We start from the raw sequence: 16510 nt of genomic DNA on the forward strand, positions 1-16510 counted from the left end.
TTGATCGTATGAAAATTAGTTACAACCGCAGCCACCGCCGCTTTTTCCTGAATTTGCTCCGGAAGCTCCTTCTCGGTAGGATTGAAAACTGAGTTCTGTCTTTTCTATTTTTCTATTAGAAAGCACCATTTCAGAATCGTTGATTTTTCCTTTCTGATATTCCTTTACCGAAGTGCAGGAAGAGAACAATATGCCGATAAAAGCAATGCTGCAGAATAGTACGAGATTTTTTTGCTTTGGCTTTTTCATTTCAGGTTAATGTTTTTTGAAGTGTAAATTTTGTTGTTGTCATCAATTATAATACAGTATAGATCCGGAATCTGGTCAATTAGAAACAGTCCGGCTTTAATTCCCATAACCGCTATTGGAGTGGCCATTGCATCAGCAAATTCAGCGTTTGAAGCGATAATGGTCACGCTTTTTATTCCGGTTATTGGCAGCCCAGTTTTTGGATCAATGGTATGCGAATATTTTTTTCCGTTGATTGTGATAAACTTTTCGTAATTTCCTGAAGTAGCCACTGCCTTGTTGGATATTTCCATATAAGAAAAGGCTGCATTTGGAGAATCAGGATCAGCCACTCCAATAGTCCATTTAGTGCCATTTGGCTGTAATCCCCAGGCTGAAAGATCGCCACTTGCATTAATAATGCCGCTTTGAACATTGTTTTTTAATAACAGCTGTTTTGCCATTTCTGCCGCATATCCTTTTCCGATACCTCCAAAACCAATCCGCATTTCTTTTTCTTTTAAAAATACCGTTGTGTTTTCTTTGTCAAGAATAATATTTCGGTAATCAATAAGGTGGATCATTTTTTTTGCTGTCTGAGGGTCAGGAAGACTGGTCATTGTTTTGTCAAAATTCCAAAGGCTTTTGTCAAGACTTCCATACGAAATATCAAAAGCTCCTTGTGTAATTTTCGAAATTCCCGTAGCTCTTTCAATAAGATTAAAGACTTCCTGATCTACTTTGACAGGCTCTATTCCTGCATTTTGATTTATTAGATTGGTCTGGCTGTCCTCTTTATAAGTAGTGAACAGTTTTTCGATCCTTCTGATTTCTTCAATGGCAAGATTGATATTCTCATTTCCTGTTTTCTCATTTCCGGCTACAACTGTAATAGTAAAGTTGTTTCCCATGAGTTTTAGGGATTGCGAATATTTTTGATTTTTTAATATGTTACTTTTTGCTATCACAGATTGCTTTTATTTCTGCAGTCCATTGTTCAGGTGTAGTTTCAGGTTTGCCGTGCCAGGTTTTGATTACTTTTCCGTCAGCATCCAAAAGAAGGGTAAGAGGAAAACTTCCTTCCTTATTATAAATTTCGGCTAAACTTTCGTTTCGTTTTACCTGCTCCGGTGTACCGATATTTTTCTTTTTTCTTGGGAAATCAGCATTTACTAGTACCAGGTTGGTGTTGGCCAAATCAGTAAATACCTGACTCTCTAAATAATCCCTGCGAAGAACAATGCAAGGCCCACACCAATCTGATCCTGAGAAGTTAAGCAAAATAAGTTCATGTTTTTCCTTTGCAATTTTTTTTGCATTGTTAAAGTCAGGCTCCCAGTTTATAGGAAGCACCGTTAGTAAAAAGAATAAGGTAATCAGCTTCATTCTAGAGTTTGTTTTTAGATATATACGAAATAACGAATTGTTGGATATCTTATTTTTTTTACTTGCTTAAGATTTGATTAAATTTTTCCGATGCATATCCTTTTATTTTTACATTAGCTGACCCAAAAATAATTACAGTATTTATTTCTTAGGAGATCTTCCCGCTGTACCCTGCAATCTTTGCGGTATACTGCGCTGCAAAGAATTTTCACTGCCATCGGGGCTGATGGCTGCCACAGAGCCCTTTTTTGTCTTGGAGAACTGTACATTCCAGTCCAATTGCTGTACTTCTAAACAATACTCAATTTTCGTTTTTTTAGTATCATATGCCGCAATTCTTCCACTAAGCTATTATCCGCTCCATTTTCCGTCTGCTTTTTTTTATAGTTGATCCATTTTTAGTCTATCAATAATCTTTTATAAATCAAGGCCGGCAAATTTAAACGGCTTTGCTGTTTTAAAATTTAGTGAAGATTCTCCTGAGTAATTTTCATTGTTTTCCAGACTGAGCTTTCTTATTTTTGCTTTTTCACTAAAGTCAATTTTTCTGAATTCAACCCAGACTACATTAGGGTTTAGTACATTGTCAAAATAATATACAAGATTTTTTTGATCTGCTACAGTTCTCCATCTTGTGGAAGAAATATTGGGTTCTGTTGGGGAAGAAATACCAAGAGGTACCGAACAATTTCGAATGCCCCCAAAAACACTTGCAATAGCCATTCTTGTATTATCCGTTTTGGGTATAGCATCAATGTAATAGGATGCCCTGGTGAATCTGTCGGCTGCTCTGTTTGTTCCCGGCAGCATTATAGTTCCTGGAATTCCTTTCCAGTAGCTGTTTATGGCTAATTGTTCATCAAAAATAGGAGAGTTGGTCATTACGGTAAATTTTTTGTCATGATGTATCACCAGCTTTCCATTAATGTATTCTAAAATAGCATTATCTCCTGTTGGATCAGAAATAGACAAATGAACTGTAGCAAAAATGTCAGTTCCCGGAATGTATGACGAAACAACAACAAAATTATCTTTCTCAAATGATTTTACAGCTTCCGAAACGGTAGCGAAATTATCAAGAGTGTACTGCAGCCATAAGGATACTGCTAATCCTTTTTTAATACCATTTTTCTCAAAACTTGGAAAACTTGATTCGGCCAGCCATAAGAGATTGGCAGCAAGACCTTTCTCGTTCATTCCGTCAGAGGATGCAATATCCCAGGAACTGGTTATTACGCTTCCATATTTGGCTTTCCATATAACGGAATTGGTTCCTGCCTGCCCATTGCGCTCTACTGCTCTTGGAAAAATCCCTAGATTAGCCGGAATGCCGCTCTTCCAGTCCATGGAACGAGCTGTAATAATCATATCATTGAGGCCTTTGTAAACGACCCTGGTGCATGCTGCTGTCTTTTGCTGGAAAGAAATCAAAATTGCGAAAAGTAAAACTATTTGGATTTTGTTTTTTTGTCATGATATATCTATTTTTTATTTTAAGTTCAAATATTCCAGATTAGTAATTAAAGTTTAATATTCTATTGGTTTTATTTATTGAATGGATGGTGGCTGTAGATATTTGGCTGAAAAAGAATGGTTTATGTTTGGCTAGATTACAAATAAAATCAATGGAATCTTAAGAAATCTATTGTTGGGATTCAGCTGATTATGTTTCAAAAAAAGAACACAATTTCTTAAGTGTTTTTGAAATAATGATATAAATGAATTGGTGATTCCATTTCAAAGCATATCTTTTTTAGCTTTTTTGTTTTTAAAATTAGCTGAGGGCCAATACTTTTTAATAAGAATGAAACGAATTCACATAACAATCCAATAATGATTTGTATCACTTTTGAGACCGCCAGAAATCATTTTTTTATTGATGTACTTTTTTGAATTTTACCTCATCAGATAAACTAACTGTTTCATACAATAGTAGTCAGTCTATAAAATTTTAAATTTTTTGCCATGAAAAAGAAAGATGATATTTTACAGAAAGAAGTAAGTGAAGCAATCAAATGGGAGCCTCTTCTGCATTCCAATGAAATTGATATCAGGGCCCGCAGCGGCATTGTAACGCTGGGAGGAACAGTTGACAATTATGCTCAAAAGAGAGAAGCGGCGGAAGCCGTTAAGAATGTTTCCGGAGTCAAAAAAATTATGGACGAGATCAAGGTTGACCTATTTTTTTCGGCTGTTAAAAGCGACAAGGAAATTGCTGCATTAGTAAACCAGACCTTAAAAGATAACTGGGCTGTTCCCAGCTACAGCATAAAAGTTACCGTCCAGCAGGGCTGGGTTACCCTAGAGGGCATACTTCATTGGAATTTCCAAAGAAAAGCGGCGGATAATGCCATTCGTTATTTGAAAGGAATACGCGGTGTAATTGATAAGATAAAGATAGAGCCGGAAATCAAAAGCGAATTGAACCAGGAGCTCATCGAGAAAGCACTTCGACGCAGCTGGCTGCTTGAGATCGATAATATTAAAGTAAAGGTTGATGGCAAGACAATATTTCTTACTGGCACTGTTGAATCTCTGTTTGAGAAAGAAGAGGCGGAAAGAATCGCATGGAATACTCCGGGTGTGGGGTATGTATCTAATGAACTTTTAGTGGAATTAGATTGATCAATATTAATTGTAAATAAAAATAGTATGAAAAGTAATGATATCTTGCAGAGAGAAATTCAGGAGGCGCTTAAATTTGAACCCCTGCTGCATGCAGCTGAAATTGGAGTTATTGTAAAAAATGGAATAGTTACCCTTACGGGAAATGTAAATTTACTAGTTAAAAAAACAGAAGCACTCCATGCTGCCAAGAAAATAAAAGGCGTAGCGGCAATTGTCGATGAAATTATGGTTGTATTGGAAAAGGGCTCCTGTACTTCTGATCAGGAAATTGCCGTGCAGATTGTAGCAAAATTTAAAGAAAATCAAATTATTCCTCAAAATACCGTTAACATAACTGTAGAAAAAGGATCTGTGACGGCAGAAGGAATATTACCATGGAACTTTCAAAGAGAGATCGCTCTTGAGTTAATTAGAAATCAGACAGGAGTCAGGGAAGTCACCAATAACATTAAACTGAAAAGAGAAGTATATGATCAGGTAGAAAAAGAGTTACTGGAAAAGGCATTGCAGCGCCACTGGGCATTTGATATGGATGAAATTGATGTTGAGGTGGCAGGGGCTACAGTACAATTATCAGGAACGGTTGGTTCAATCTTTCAAAAAGAAGAAGCAGAAAGGATTGCTTATAAAACCCCGGGAGTGATCAAAGTTATAAATCATTTAAAAGTAAATCTTGAACAGCCCTATCTGTGTTAACTATAAAAAAAATATAATTATGAAAGAGAAGATAGATCAAAATGATAAATCAGAAATTATGTTTTTGCAAGGTCCCCAGTCCAGATTTGCTGAACTTAAATTTATATGTATTACTTTATGGGAGCTTATAAGATGCTTTCGTAAGCTTTATTCTATCGGCCCATGCATTACTTTTTTTGGATCTTCCCGTTTCAGGGAAGATCATTCTTATTATGAATTTACCAAAAAGGCAGCCGGCGAATGTGCCAGACTCGGCTTTACAATAATGACAGGAGGAGGACCGGGCCTGATGGAAGCGGCAAACCGCGGAGCAAAAGAAGTGGGAGGCAGATCCGTCGGGTGCAATATTAAGCTTCCAATTGACCAGATGCCTAACTCTTATCTTGATAAATGGGTAGAGACAAAACACTTTTTTATTCGCAAAATACTTTTGGTAAAATATTCTTTTGCCTTTGTAGTAATGCCCGGAGGTTTTGGGACTTTAGATGAATATTTTGAAGCGCTTACACTTATTCAGACCAGCAAAATTAAAAACTTTCCCATAGTGATCTTCAATAAACAATATCATAAGGCGCTCATTGAACATATTGATCTTATGAAACAGCAGGGAACAATAAATGATGCTGATTCAAAATTATTCATGATAACAGATGATATTGAACAGGCAAGGCTTTTTATTATTGAGAACAGTATTAAACATTATGGATTAAAATCAAAATTTCAACCTAAACCCATTTAATGGATTTGACAGTTTGGACTCTTTTATATTTAGTTTAATACAGCAGCATTTTTGAAATAATTTTTAGTTTAAACAGATTTTACAAACCGAATGTTTTTATTTTTTCTGTAAACGAAGATTCTCAATTATTTTATTTTCAAGCATATCATGTATAATTAATTTTCCATACTCATGTGCGAGAATCGTCTTAGCTGATGGATTAAAGGATTGTGTCTGTGCCGAATATATTAACTTTTGGTCAGGCATTATAAAGAGATTGCTTTCCCAAAAATAATAAGTGTCATTTATATAATAGCCTTCCTGGTAGATTCTGCTGTAAACAGCAGCGCAGTAAATAGAGAAATCATTACCATTAAATGGATCTGTGAGATCAAACATACTTTTTGGAGCGTGGTAGTTTTCTTTTCGTTTATTAAGCAGTACAATCGTTAAAACGGCAGCTAGATCATCTTGCTTTAATTGTGTGATAACTTTTTTTTCATCCTTCCCTTCAAAAGCCTTAGAGCCGTAAAGCTCAAAAGATGCTATGGCATCATAGCCAAGGTTGCATAGATCGTCGGCCAGATGATTTTCCATTTGCCGCTGCAGTGATCTGTCTGAATCTTTTAGCAAGCCAACCACTACAATACGACCGGTTTTCAAATTATTAAGCTGTAAGTCCTGCCATGAACTGACTATACTTGAACTTGCGCACTGAAGCAGTAGAAGGGATACTGGTATGATTATCCATGAAATTCTTTTCATTGTGATTGTTTTGAATTAAATGTTTCTTTTAATAGTTTAAAATTATGATTTTCAAACTGGTTCAAATATGATTGTAATCATCAATGAATTATAAATAGTAAATTATGCAACAATGGTAAATCCATTGAATTACGTAATATATGTGTAAAATCATATCTGCAGATGATCTCGATCATTGAGGGTTTTTTATCATTGGGTTACCTTAGATCTAATTTAAAATCAATAAAGGACTGCCTGTAGATTTATATTTAAGAAAAAATCAAAAAATAAACCTTAAATCAAAAAACATGAAAACAAAATTCAGCATATTGGGAATTTTAACAGTTCTGTTTTATTCCTGCCAGGATAGGTCATCTTCAACTGAAGAGAGCATCGATTCTGATTCATTAATGGTTACGCGGAATATTGAGGAGCAGACCCTTAGAAAATGGTTTTCTTTAAACAGGGAATCTGACAGTATAATTGATGCGGCTGAACTAATCATAAAAAAACAGGGCCAGGTGATAAAGACCGGCAATGAAGAAAAAAAACATAAAACATTGCAAAAGCTCAAGGATCTTCAATTTCATCTTGATGAATTTAAAAACAGGGTTAATTATATTAAAGATTATGAAGCCGATACTGAAACTTTTGACCGGTCTGTAGTTCATCTCTTAGATTCACTAAAATTAGATTACCTGCAGGAAAAGCTTAAACTTGAAGCCGCTATGTGCGAATTTCAAGAATTTCAAATTCCATAGTTTTTTATTCAAAATTAAAAGGATTTGAATAGTTAAGAATGTTTTCGCTGTAAAGAAAAAGCTTTATTGTAAGTTGTAAAAAGTATTGGCAGGCTAACTCGCAGAGGTGAATTTACCTGCCAATTATTATTTTTTAAATACGAGCATTGGAGTTCTGGTATTGAAACCTTTTTCAGCAGTTTTAAGCGGCTGAAATAATTGCTCAAACCAGCTTCGGTCCTCTTTGGCAAACATTGTTATAATAGAAGGTTTCGTTTTCATAATGTCTATCTGCAGATGTCGCAATAATGATACTTCCGGATTTAACTTTTTGAAATGAAAAGATATCTTGTCAGATCTGAATTTTTGTTCAATTTTATTGAATTTTTTATTGATCTCTTCTTCCTGCGTAAAATAGTCGTAATGGTAGACAGCAGTCAAGGCATCAACTGAGGCTGCAAATTTTTTAATCAAGGGTAGTTCAGATTCTAAATTTTCCAGATCAGACGGGTACAGAACGCTGCTAATTTTTTTTATTCTGTAATGCCTTGGAACAACCAGTACGGGAAGCGGAGAATCATGTAAAATTCTGGTGGTATGGCTGCCCAGCAGCTTATTTACAAGACCGCCTCCCCTTGTACTCATACAAATGTAATCGGCCTTGATTCTTTTTGCACAGTCCAAAATGGCTTCATTTACATCTAGCCTGCTTTCTACTATATAATTTATTTTACCTGGCTCTTTGCCTGTCTGTCTGTACAGAGTATGTATAAATTTTGTGAGGGATTGTTTCTGTAATTTAGTATCAGGTTCCGGAAGACCTGCAAAAGTTACAGCTGACCATGGGTCGATTATAAATGCAGTGTTTATATACAGGAATGTAAGCTCATACCCAGTCTGAGAGGCCAGCTGTATGGCAAAACGTAATGCAGTTTTGGAGGAGTATGATAAGTCGGTTGTAACAAGTATTTTTTTCATGTTTTCTAATAGTTTTATAATGAGCGGCAGATTGAAATTATTTTAATGCTTAACGCACTTCAATACTATTTTGAAGCAAACTTCATTTCATTGACATATAGGTTCATTTTTTTCCATTGGCTGTGATCGATTGCTGCGGTATCTACATCAGTAGTCCAGTCAAATCCAGGGAGCAGTTTTAATCTATTTATAACACGTTTTTTGTATCCAAATGAAAAGCGGTCACCTCGCATTTGCAATTCTATAGTTTTGTTGTCATTGGCTATGTTTCCGTATAGTATTGTCTGGGTCTTCCAGTCGCCTCCCCAGATGAGGAAAGATCGTATAAAGCATAAAAAAGCAACTATAATCAAGGCTATTAATTGTGATTTAAAACTTTTTAATTTCCCAAGCAGCCGGCCTGTGATAAATATAAAGGTGAACGCCGCAATAAGAAAGATGGCAAAGTGAAGCATTGAGTTGTTGATGTAAAAAGGGGTATAACGATTCACCAGTGTCAGGGCTGCTGTGATAACAAACAGCGCATATAGCGTTATATTTTTCATAATTTATTATTGTAAAGGTAAAAAACGAAGCAGCTTCTAAAATTTATCCGCATCATTAACTTCAGATTCATCCTGAAAAAGATTTGATGGCGTGTTTAAATCTTTTTCATATTGCTTTCGATCTTTATTGTTTTGTAAAAAGATGTAAATCATCACAATTAAGGTCACGATGCTAAAAAATGCTAATATAATCCAGCTTGGTTCCATGGTATAGATATTTAAGAGTTATCTTTTTTTGAATTTTTTCTTACACTATTGATCAGGATTACAGCTGTAATTGCTGTAATTGCCATTAAGGCTATTATTGTTTTCATAACTTTTTATTTTAGAGTTGTTTTTATGAGATGTCTTTCAAAAGAAATATTTTAGGCTTCAAAGCAATTTGAACAAAAGGGAGAAGCATATTCTCCCTTTAAAAGCTATTCTGATATGGCATATTTATGTTCTACGGCAAGCTGGTTATCTACTGACCAGATACCTGGGGTTTTCCAAACTATTTTTTCAGCTAAATCTTTTTGATAAAGCGAAGAAACAGCTCCGGTCAATGTCACTCCTGTACCGTCAACCCTGACAAGTATATTTTCAGAGTGCAGTGTCCAGTTGCTGGCAAGGGCTCGTGCAATATTCTTTTTCTCAATTTCATCCTGTATTTCAGCTTTTATTTTGATACGGCTGTTTACTCCTTTAACGCCATTAAGATGGCTGATGGATTTGCTGGCAGCTTCTTTTTGGTAATTCCAGGTTACCTGACCTTCCAGAGTAACCCAGCCTTTTTCAACTTTAATCTGAATATTTTCCTGCGGAACATTCCAGTTATCAGTTAAAGCCTTTAAAACATCATTGGCAATATCTTCATCAGATTTGGTGTTGCTGGAATATTTAATTTCTATTTCTTCAACAACTGCCTTTACGCCATCAACATTTTTGGCTGCGTTTTCAGCTTCAATTTTTTTATAATAGGCATCTACAGTTCCCATCAGGGTTACGACACCATTTTTTGCAGTTACGCCAATTTCTGCGGCATGAAGCTGCGGTTCCCATTTAATGGCATTCTGAACATCTCTTTGCAACTCTTCATTTGTTTTCATATCATTTTCATTTAGATTGTTAAATATTAATAGTTGTTAATTTGAAATTTTTAGTTTTTTATTTCGTGGAAGTGAGAAACTTCATTCTTTAATAGTGCTTGGCCCTCTCTTTCTTTTATTGAATTCTCTACAGGAGCATGAGGATTAAGTATGCTTCTTATGATTTCTATATTGGCATTTTTCTGCTGGGCAAACAGTATATATTTACGGGCTTTTATTTCTGTTTTATATTTAATAGGTTCACCTTTTGAGAATCCCATGCCTATTATTGGAAGGGTTGCCCCTAAAAGAACAGCTATACATGCAAATATAATAGGGGTTTTAAAATATGGAAGACTTGCTGTGAAGTTGAAAATAAAAAGCAGTCCAAATAAGAGCCCGCATAAACCGATGGTGAATAATCCGGTAGTGCCCCATTTTTCCATTTTGTCATAAATGTTAAAATTTCCGGTGACACTTTGTTTTATGTAGCAGTCCTGGCCTATTATTTCAAGTCCTCTAATATCACAGCCGCTTTTTTTAAGTTTTTTGACTGCATCTTCTATCTGCTGCAGCGTGTTATAATCTGCTATAAATTGTTGCTGGTTTTCCATGGCTCTCTATTTTTTAATTATGGAAGGTCTAGGCTGTTTTTTTTTTAATTGCCAGAAGCTTTCGCAATTACCGGTATCTAAAAAGTTCTTACTGCATACCTTCTGATTTGCGTTGTAAAATTGCATTAAATCAAAAAAAGGAAAAATGATCTAAATCATTTTGAATAATGACTTTTAGCATTTTTATATTTATTACCAGTTAAAATGATATGTTGAATATCATTTGTTATTATTGGCTGACGAGCTAATTTAGATAAGTCTTATTGACATTTAAATTGATTTGCAGTAGTGAGAACTGCTTTTATATTTCAAAAAATTATTATATGGAGACCTCGCAAGAATATCAGGTAGATTTGCAATGGCTGGAAAATCAAAATGCAAGGGTAAGTGCTGTGATTTTTAGCAGCGCTATAGAAGTAGCAGAAAATTCGTGTTTGAAAAATCTGAAAGAAGATGTCTGGTCAGCAGAACATTTATTTCTTGCGTCTGTTGAAAGCTCGTATATGACAGCATTTTTTAATTTGGCCAGACATAAAGGAATCAAGTTTAAAAAGTTTAAAAGTACAGCCCGTGCATCTATAGCACTATTTGATGATTTTTCAGAGATAACCGATATTGTGCTAAGGCCTATAGTCGTTATTGAGGAAAGTAAAATGATCAGCAGAACATTGAAAATTTTTTCACTGTGTAAGGAACATTGTTTGGTGGTAAAGGCATTAAAAATAAGGCTGCATATATTTCCGTCGGTTAGTCTGGAATAAAAACAGCGTATTCTCTTTTAATACTTTGAAGCGGCTAATTAAAGCAGAAACTTATTTCGTACCTTTAAGATATATTATACTGTGATCTAATTTAGCTGCATAATCTATGAATAAAAAGGAAAAAGAATTACAGGGACTAAGTATCGAAGAAGTTATTGATTTTAGAGAAAAATTTGGAGTCAACAAGTATAATTACAAAAAAGAGAACAGGTTTTTAGCTTTTCTAAAAAACATCTTTGCAGAACCAATGATTCTTTTATTACTCGTTGCCGCCGGAATTTACTTTATCAATAGGCAATATAGCGACGCACTATTTCTTACCGTTTCAATTTTATTAATAACGGCAATATCACTTTATCAGGAAAAGAGAAGCCAAAATGCTTTGGCAAAATTACAGGAATTCACAGAACCTTTATGCAAAGTTATTCGTGACGGGAAACAGCAAAACATTAAAACACAAGATATTGTTGTTAGGGATTTGGTAATTGTTGAAGAAGGGGGATTGGTCCCTGCTGACGGAGTTATCATTAGTTCAAATGATTTTTCAGTAAACGAATCGATACTTACCGGGGAGTCTTTGAGTGTTTTTAAAGATCAAGAAAAAGAAGATAATAAAGTGTTTTCGGGAACTGCCATTGTAAGCGGATTAGCAATTATTAAAGTTACAGAGATAGGAAACCAAACAAGATTAGGGAAAATAGGGAGCAGTCTGGAAGCTATTAACGAAGAAAAGACACCATTAGAACTGCAGATTGGGAATTTTATAAAAAAAATGGTTTTTCTTGGAGTTCTGGTTTTTATTCTGGTATGGGCTATCAATTATGCCAGAATGGGTAATATTCTGGGAAGCCTTTTGGTAGCGCTTACCTTGGCAATGAGCATATTGCCAGAGGAGATTCCGGTTGCTTTTACAACATTTATGGCATTGGGAGCTCGTCGGTTAATGAAAATGGGCATTGTAGTCAAACAAATGAAAACAGTTGAAACACTTGGCAGTGCCACCATTATCTGTACAGATAAAACAGGGACCATAACTCAGAATAAAATGGAGTTAGCGGGGCTTTATTTACCGTCAGGGTTAGAGACCGATGTTAGCATTTTTAGAGAATCAACAGAAACGGAGGATCTTATAACAACCGCTATGTGGGCCAGTGAACCCATACCTTTTGATCCGATGGAGCTAGCACTTCATCATACTTATAAAAAGTTTGCGGCTAAAGATTTGACGGCCAATTTTAAAATGATTCATGAATATCCGTTATCAGGCAAACCGCCAATGATGACCCATATTTTTGAAGATGCTGCCAATAATCGTATTATTGCGGCTAAAGGAGCGCCTGAAGCAATTTTTGAAGTCTGCCATCTTACAAACGAATATAGAGGAATTGTGCTAGAGGCTATGGATAAACTAACCGGAAAAGGCTACAGGGTTCTTGGTGTTGCTCAAGGTGTTTTGGAAGGAAATGATTATCCTGAAAAACAGCAGGAAATCCCCTTTATGTTTAAAGGTCTGGTTGCCTTTTATGATCCGCCTAAGGATAATATTTCAGAGGTATTAGAGTCTTTTTATAAAGCGGGAATAGGAGTTAAGATCATTACAGGTGACAATGCCCGCACAACAAACGCTATTGCTCAGCAGATCGGTTTTAAGGGATCTGATAAAGCCATTACAGGAGATGAACTGATGAAATTGAGTGATTCGGAATTACAAGCTAAAGTATTGGATATCAATCTGTTTAGCCGAATGTTTCCCGAAGCTAAACTTAGGATTGTCAACGCTCTCAAAGCAAACGGGCAGATTGTTGCCATGACGGGAGATGGGGTCAATGATGGGCCTTCCCTTAAAGCATCGCATATCGGTATTGCTATGGGGAAAAAAGGAACAGCTATAGCAAAAGATGCCGCCTCACTTATTCTGGTAGAGGATGATCTTTCTAAAATGGTAGATGCTGTGGCAATGGGAAGGAGAATTTATACGAATCTAAAAAAGGCAATTCAGTATATTATATCAATACATATACCTATCATTCTGATCGTTTTTATTCCGCTTGCTTTAGGATGGATTTATCCCAATATATTCAGTCCGCTGCATGTAATTCTGCTCGAACTTATTATGGGGCCAACCTGTTCGATACTCTATGAGAATGAACCTGCTGAAGCCGATACGATGCAGAGAGGACCAAGAGCATTGATATCTACTTTTTTTAAGACAAAAGAATTGATAACAAGTATTTTGCAGGGAGTTGTTATTACTATAGGAGTATTAGGCGTATATCAGTGGTCAGTATACAATCAATGGAATGAAAACAGCACAAGAAGCATGGTTTTTTTAACTTTGATTACTGCCAATGTTGTACTCACATTAGTAAACCGATCTTTTTATTACTCATTACGGGCAACGCTTCACTATAAAAATTTCATGGTTTCTCTTTTAATAGGCATTACAGTGCTTTTGGTTATACTGCTCTTTACAGTACCCTTTTTACGTTCTTTATTTAATTTTGAAATGCCTACAATTTTTCAGCTCTTTGTATGTGTTTTGGCAGGATCAGTATCCGTATTATGGTTTGAGGTTCCAAAGTATTTTAGAAGGAAATGAAGAATCTTCTAGATTTCTATTTCGCTTCCTATGAGCGGAACACTGCAGTTATAACCATATTTATCCTGAATTTTAATTCGAAGTTCATCTGCCGGAAGATTTTCTCCATGTACTAAGTAAATGCATTTGGGAACATTTTCAAGTACTGAAAGCCAGTTTACAAGATCTTGCTGATCGCCGTGGGCAGAGAGTCCTTCGATCTGAACTATTTTAGCTTCTACGTTATAGTAGTTTCCGTATATTTTAATTTCATTGGCACCTTCAAGAAGTCTTCTTCCACGTGTGCCTTCTGCCTGATAGCCTACCATTATAACAGTAGTTTTTTCAATACCTATATAATGTTCAAAATAGGATAATACGCGGCCTCCTGTGGCCATTCCGCTTGCGGCGATGATTACTTTCGGCTGAGGATCTTCAATGATTCGCATAGTCTGTTCGTATTCAGAAACTATTTTAAACATTTTGCACATTTCATGACAGTCATTAGCAGCGAGTTTGTGCCATTGCATATTCTGTAAAAAAATATCCAGGACACTGGCGCCCATTGGGGTATCCAGAATATAAGGTACATTTGGAATTCTGCCCTCTGTTTTAAGCTGCCATATCAAATACATTATGGATTGTGCTCTTTCAACGGCAAATCCCGGAATAATAACCGTTCCTTTTTGTTCTATAGTGGTATTTATATAGTTTTCAAGTTCTTTTTTTGCATCCAGATCAGGATGAAGGCGGTTGCCGTAAGTACTTTCTAAAAAGAGATAATCTGCCAGTATGGGTTTGGTTGGCGGAAACATCAAAACATCGTCATCGCGTCCTATATCACCGGAGAAAACCAAAGTTTTGTCTTCGAGATTCAGCGTAATACTACAGGCACCAATGATATGTCCTGCACCAGTATAAACAGCAGTAATATCTGGAGCAATATCTGTTGCAATGTCAGGCTGCACGATTTTAAAAAACGGAAAAACGGCTTCAGCCTGCTCTAAAGTATAAAGAGGTTCTGCTTTTTCATGTTTAGAATAATGCTCTTTGTTGGCTTTATTGGCTTCTTCTTCCTGAATTTTAGCGCTGTCTAAAAGAACAAGTTTCGCCACATCTCTAGTAGGAGAGGTGCAATATATTTTGCCCGTGAATCCTTGTGCAACGAGTCTAGGAAGCCATCCGCAATGATCCAGATGACCATGTGTTAGCAGCACATAATCTATTGTAGAAGGCAAAACCGGCAAGGGCTCCCAGTTAAGTTGTCTGAGCGCTTTAAGACCTTGAAAAAGCCCGCAATCAATCAATATTCTAATACCGTTACTTTCTATGAGTGTCTTTGAGCCTGTTACGGTTCCGGCGCCTCCAATAAATTTTACTTTCATTTTAAATAAGTTTACAAATTTGTGAAGCTTCTTTTAGTACATTTCGAATCCTGTTTTCACTAATTCCTATTTTATGAAGACTTTTCGAATCATTAATCAGATCTTTTACAAGTATTTGATCCAGAATAAGCAGTTTTTCTTTTTCGACCATTGAGAGCGTGGTGAGGCAGGTAATCGGGTAAAGTCCTCCTTTATCTATTTTATTTTTAATGCTGTCATTTTTAGGATAATCCCAGCTCAAGAGTGTTATCCCGCTGCAGATAGCAAAATTTTCGGCATCTTTAGTAAATCGGTTATTAGTTACTATTATACAGGAGTCTATGTTTTCGCTTCCGCTAAAAATAGTGTGCTGTTTTGCTTTGAGATCATTAAAGCGGGAAAGAATATACATCGGCACTTTCACATCTGAAGCGCCTTCTCTGCTGCTGTGAAATTTACATTCGACCATCCAGACTATGTTCTCTTTTTTCAGTGCTATATCTACTTCATGCGATACACATTTTCCCTGCAAGGTTAGATTTGTCCTTGTTTTGTAACCTTCAGCAGCATAAAGTCTGGATATAAATTTTTCAAAGAAAAAACCTGCCGGTCCTAGCATTTGTAATGCGTAGCGCAGATTGTATCTAGCAGCATGTCCGTTTGCAGCTTTTTTTAAGATCGCAAACGCCAGTTTGTATATTTGCTTAGTAGTTATGCCTTCATACATTTGATTTTGTATCTGTAAAAGGCATTCTCTAATAAGATCGGCATCAGCCCCAGATTTTTGAAGGGAAAGTTTTAGTTTTTCAATATCGAAAGGCACAACATGGCCTGAGTGTTTAATTACCTTCATACTATTCAATATTACAGCAGATTTTTTAATGAAAATATGGCATAAAATGTGCTTACAAAATATATTTTATGAGCACATTTTATTTTTTGGTTTATCCAATTTTAATTTGTTTTGCTGGAGTCTTAGGACTGGTGTTCTTTTTTGGAAGTGTCACTTTTAGAATGCCATTTTTATAATTGGCATCGATTTTATCAGCTGTCACATTATCTGGTAAAACAAAAGAACGATTAAATGAGCTATAAGAGAATTCTCTTTTTCTAAAATTTTTGCCATTTTCTTCAGCTTCTTCCTCTTTTTCTGCACTGATAGTCAATACTCCATTTTTAACCTCTGCTTTGAAATCTTTATTTTGGAGCCCGGGAGCAGCAAGTTCTATTTCAAAATTTTCGGTATTTTCAATGACATTAACATTGGGCATAAAAGCTCCTTTTTGATTTGTAAAAGCAAAAAATGAGGGTATGTCCAGAAAACCATCGTTAAAAAAATCATCAAAAACGTTAGGTAAAGAAACGTTGTTCTTAGTTGGAACTAGTGTTGTCATAATAGTATAAGTTTATATTAAACATTTGTTGAATTGTTTAACCAAAATTATAGCAGAGTCTCGGTATAT

The 16510-nt window shown here is 35.7% G+C and carries 19 protein-coding genes; 6 read left to right on the top strand and 13 right to left on the bottom strand.

Annotated features, from left to right (window positions below; all coding sequences use genetic code 11):
- Window positions 1-15: 15 nt before the first annotated feature.
- The 4 genes from QLQ96_RS13640 to QLQ96_RS13655 all read right to left on the bottom strand — a co-directional run bounded on the left by QLQ96_RS13640 (window position 16) and on the right by QLQ96_RS13655 (window position 3066).
- On the bottom strand, window positions 16-249 hold the full coding sequence (locus QLQ96_RS13640; RefSeq protein WP_482491163.1) for a DUF4266 domain-containing protein: 234 nt from the start codon (window positions 247-249) through the stop codon (window positions 16-18).
- Complete coding sequence (locus QLQ96_RS13645; RefSeq protein ID WP_482491164.1) at window positions 246-1139, bottom strand: FAD:protein FMN transferase; 894 nt, start codon at window positions 1137-1139, stop codon at window positions 246-248. The genes QLQ96_RS13640 and QLQ96_RS13645 overlap by 4 nt, the downstream gene beginning before the upstream one ends.
- A gap of 40 nt (window positions 1140-1179) precedes the next feature.
- Window positions 1180-1614: a thioredoxin family protein gene (locus QLQ96_RS13650; protein ID WP_482491165.1), complete on the bottom strand. Its 435-nt coding sequence runs from the start codon at window positions 1612-1614 to the stop codon at window positions 1180-1182.
- 417 nt (window positions 1615-2031) lie between these two features.
- Window positions 2032-3066: a linear amide C-N hydrolase gene (locus QLQ96_RS13655; protein WP_482496969.1), complete on the bottom strand. Its 1035-nt coding sequence runs from the start codon at window positions 3064-3066 to the stop codon at window positions 2032-2034.
- Between the two features lie 513 nt (window positions 3067-3579).
- On the opposite strand from QLQ96_RS13655, the gene QLQ96_RS13660 reads away from it, so the two are divergent.
- The 3 genes from QLQ96_RS13660 to QLQ96_RS13670 are packed head-to-tail and all read left to right on the top strand — an operon-like array spanning window position 3580 to window position 5677.
- Window positions 3580-4239 carry a BON domain-containing protein gene (locus QLQ96_RS13660; protein ID WP_482491166.1) on the top strand — a complete coding sequence of 220 codons (660 nt, stop codon included), beginning with the start codon at window positions 3580-3582 and terminating at the stop codon, window positions 4237-4239.
- Between the two features lie 27 nt (window positions 4240-4266).
- A complete protein-coding gene (locus QLQ96_RS13665) occupies window positions 4267-4938 on the top strand; it encodes a BON domain-containing protein (RefSeq protein WP_482491167.1) in 672 nt (223 codons plus the stop codon).
- Window positions 4939-4957: 19 nt separating this feature from the next.
- Window positions 4958-5677, top strand: a complete 720-nt coding sequence (locus QLQ96_RS13670; RefSeq protein ID WP_482491168.1) for an LOG family protein — start codon at window positions 4958-4960, stop codon at window positions 5675-5677.
- Between the two features lie 96 nt (window positions 5678-5773).
- Here the strand turns inward: QLQ96_RS13670 and QLQ96_RS13675 are convergent, their stop codons facing one another.
- Window positions 5774-6421, bottom strand: a complete 648-nt coding sequence (locus QLQ96_RS13675; RefSeq protein WP_482491169.1) for a hypothetical protein — start codon at window positions 6419-6421, stop codon at window positions 5774-5776.
- Between the two features lie 287 nt (window positions 6422-6708).
- On the opposite strand from QLQ96_RS13675, the gene QLQ96_RS13680 reads away from it, so the two are divergent.
- Window positions 6709-7161 (top strand): hypothetical protein, encoded by a 453-nt coding sequence (locus QLQ96_RS13680; protein WP_482491170.1) that lies wholly within the window; start codon window positions 6709-6711, stop codon window positions 7159-7161.
- Window positions 7162-7287: 126 nt separating this feature from the next.
- Here QLQ96_RS13680 and QLQ96_RS13685 read toward each other — a convergent pair whose 3' ends face one another.
- From QLQ96_RS13685 to QLQ96_RS13705, 5 genes are all read right to left on the bottom strand, one after another.
- Window positions 7288-8118 carry a universal stress protein gene (locus QLQ96_RS13685; RefSeq protein ID WP_482491171.1) on the bottom strand — a complete coding sequence of 277 codons (831 nt, stop codon included), beginning with the start codon at window positions 8116-8118 and terminating at the stop codon, window positions 7288-7290.
- A gap of 65 nt (window positions 8119-8183) precedes the next feature.
- Entirely contained in the window at window positions 8184-8663 is a 480-nt protein-coding gene (locus tag QLQ96_RS13690) for a hypothetical protein (RefSeq protein ID WP_482491172.1), read from the bottom strand.
- Window positions 8664-8699: 36 nt separating this feature from the next.
- Window positions 8700-8870 carry a hypothetical protein gene (locus QLQ96_RS13695; RefSeq protein ID WP_482491173.1) on the bottom strand — a complete coding sequence of 57 codons (171 nt, stop codon included), beginning with the start codon at window positions 8868-8870 and terminating at the stop codon, window positions 8700-8702.
- Between the two features lie 212 nt (window positions 8871-9082).
- Entirely contained in the window at window positions 9083-9751 is a 669-nt protein-coding gene (locus QLQ96_RS13700) for a BON domain-containing protein (protein WP_482491174.1), read from the bottom strand.
- A 50-nt stretch (window positions 9752-9801) separates the two neighbouring features.
- Window positions 9802-10344 carry a hypothetical protein gene (locus tag QLQ96_RS13705; RefSeq protein WP_482491175.1) on the bottom strand — a complete coding sequence of 181 codons (543 nt, stop codon included), beginning with the start codon at window positions 10342-10344 and terminating at the stop codon, window positions 9802-9804.
- 323 nt (window positions 10345-10667) lie between these two features.
- On the opposite strand from QLQ96_RS13705, the gene QLQ96_RS13710 reads away from it, so the two are divergent.
- Both QLQ96_RS13710 and QLQ96_RS13715 read left to right on the top strand, forming a co-directional pair.
- Window positions 10668-11105 (top strand): OsmC family protein, encoded by a 438-nt coding sequence (locus tag QLQ96_RS13710; protein WP_482491176.1) that lies wholly within the window; start codon window positions 10668-10670, stop codon window positions 11103-11105.
- Window positions 11106-11211: 106 nt separating this feature from the next.
- Window positions 11212-13704, top strand: coding sequence for a cation-translocating P-type ATPase (locus tag QLQ96_RS13715; protein WP_482491177.1), 2493 nt, complete (start codon window positions 11212-11214; stop codon window positions 13702-13704).
- Between the two features lie 8 nt (window positions 13705-13712).
- Here QLQ96_RS13715 and QLQ96_RS13720 read toward each other — a convergent pair whose 3' ends face one another.
- The 3 genes from QLQ96_RS13720 to QLQ96_RS13730 form a co-directional block, all read right to left on the bottom strand.
- Entirely contained in the window at window positions 13713-15068 is a 1356-nt protein-coding gene (locus QLQ96_RS13720) for an MBL fold metallo-hydrolase (protein ID WP_482491178.1), read from the bottom strand.
- Between the two features lies 1 nt (window position 15069).
- Window positions 15070-15900 (bottom strand): restriction endonuclease, encoded by an 831-nt coding sequence (locus tag QLQ96_RS13725; protein WP_482491179.1) that lies wholly within the window; start codon window positions 15898-15900, stop codon window positions 15070-15072.
- Between the two features lie 91 nt (window positions 15901-15991).
- The gene (locus QLQ96_RS13730) at window positions 15992-16441 is read right to left on the bottom strand and encodes an Hsp20/alpha crystallin family protein (protein ID WP_482491180.1); all 450 of its coding nucleotides are present in this window, start codon (window positions 16439-16441) and stop codon (window positions 15992-15994) included.
- Between the last annotated feature and the right edge of the window lie 69 nt (window positions 16442-16510).

The sequence above is a fragment of the Flavobacterium sp. B167r genome (genome assembly GCF_056824315.1).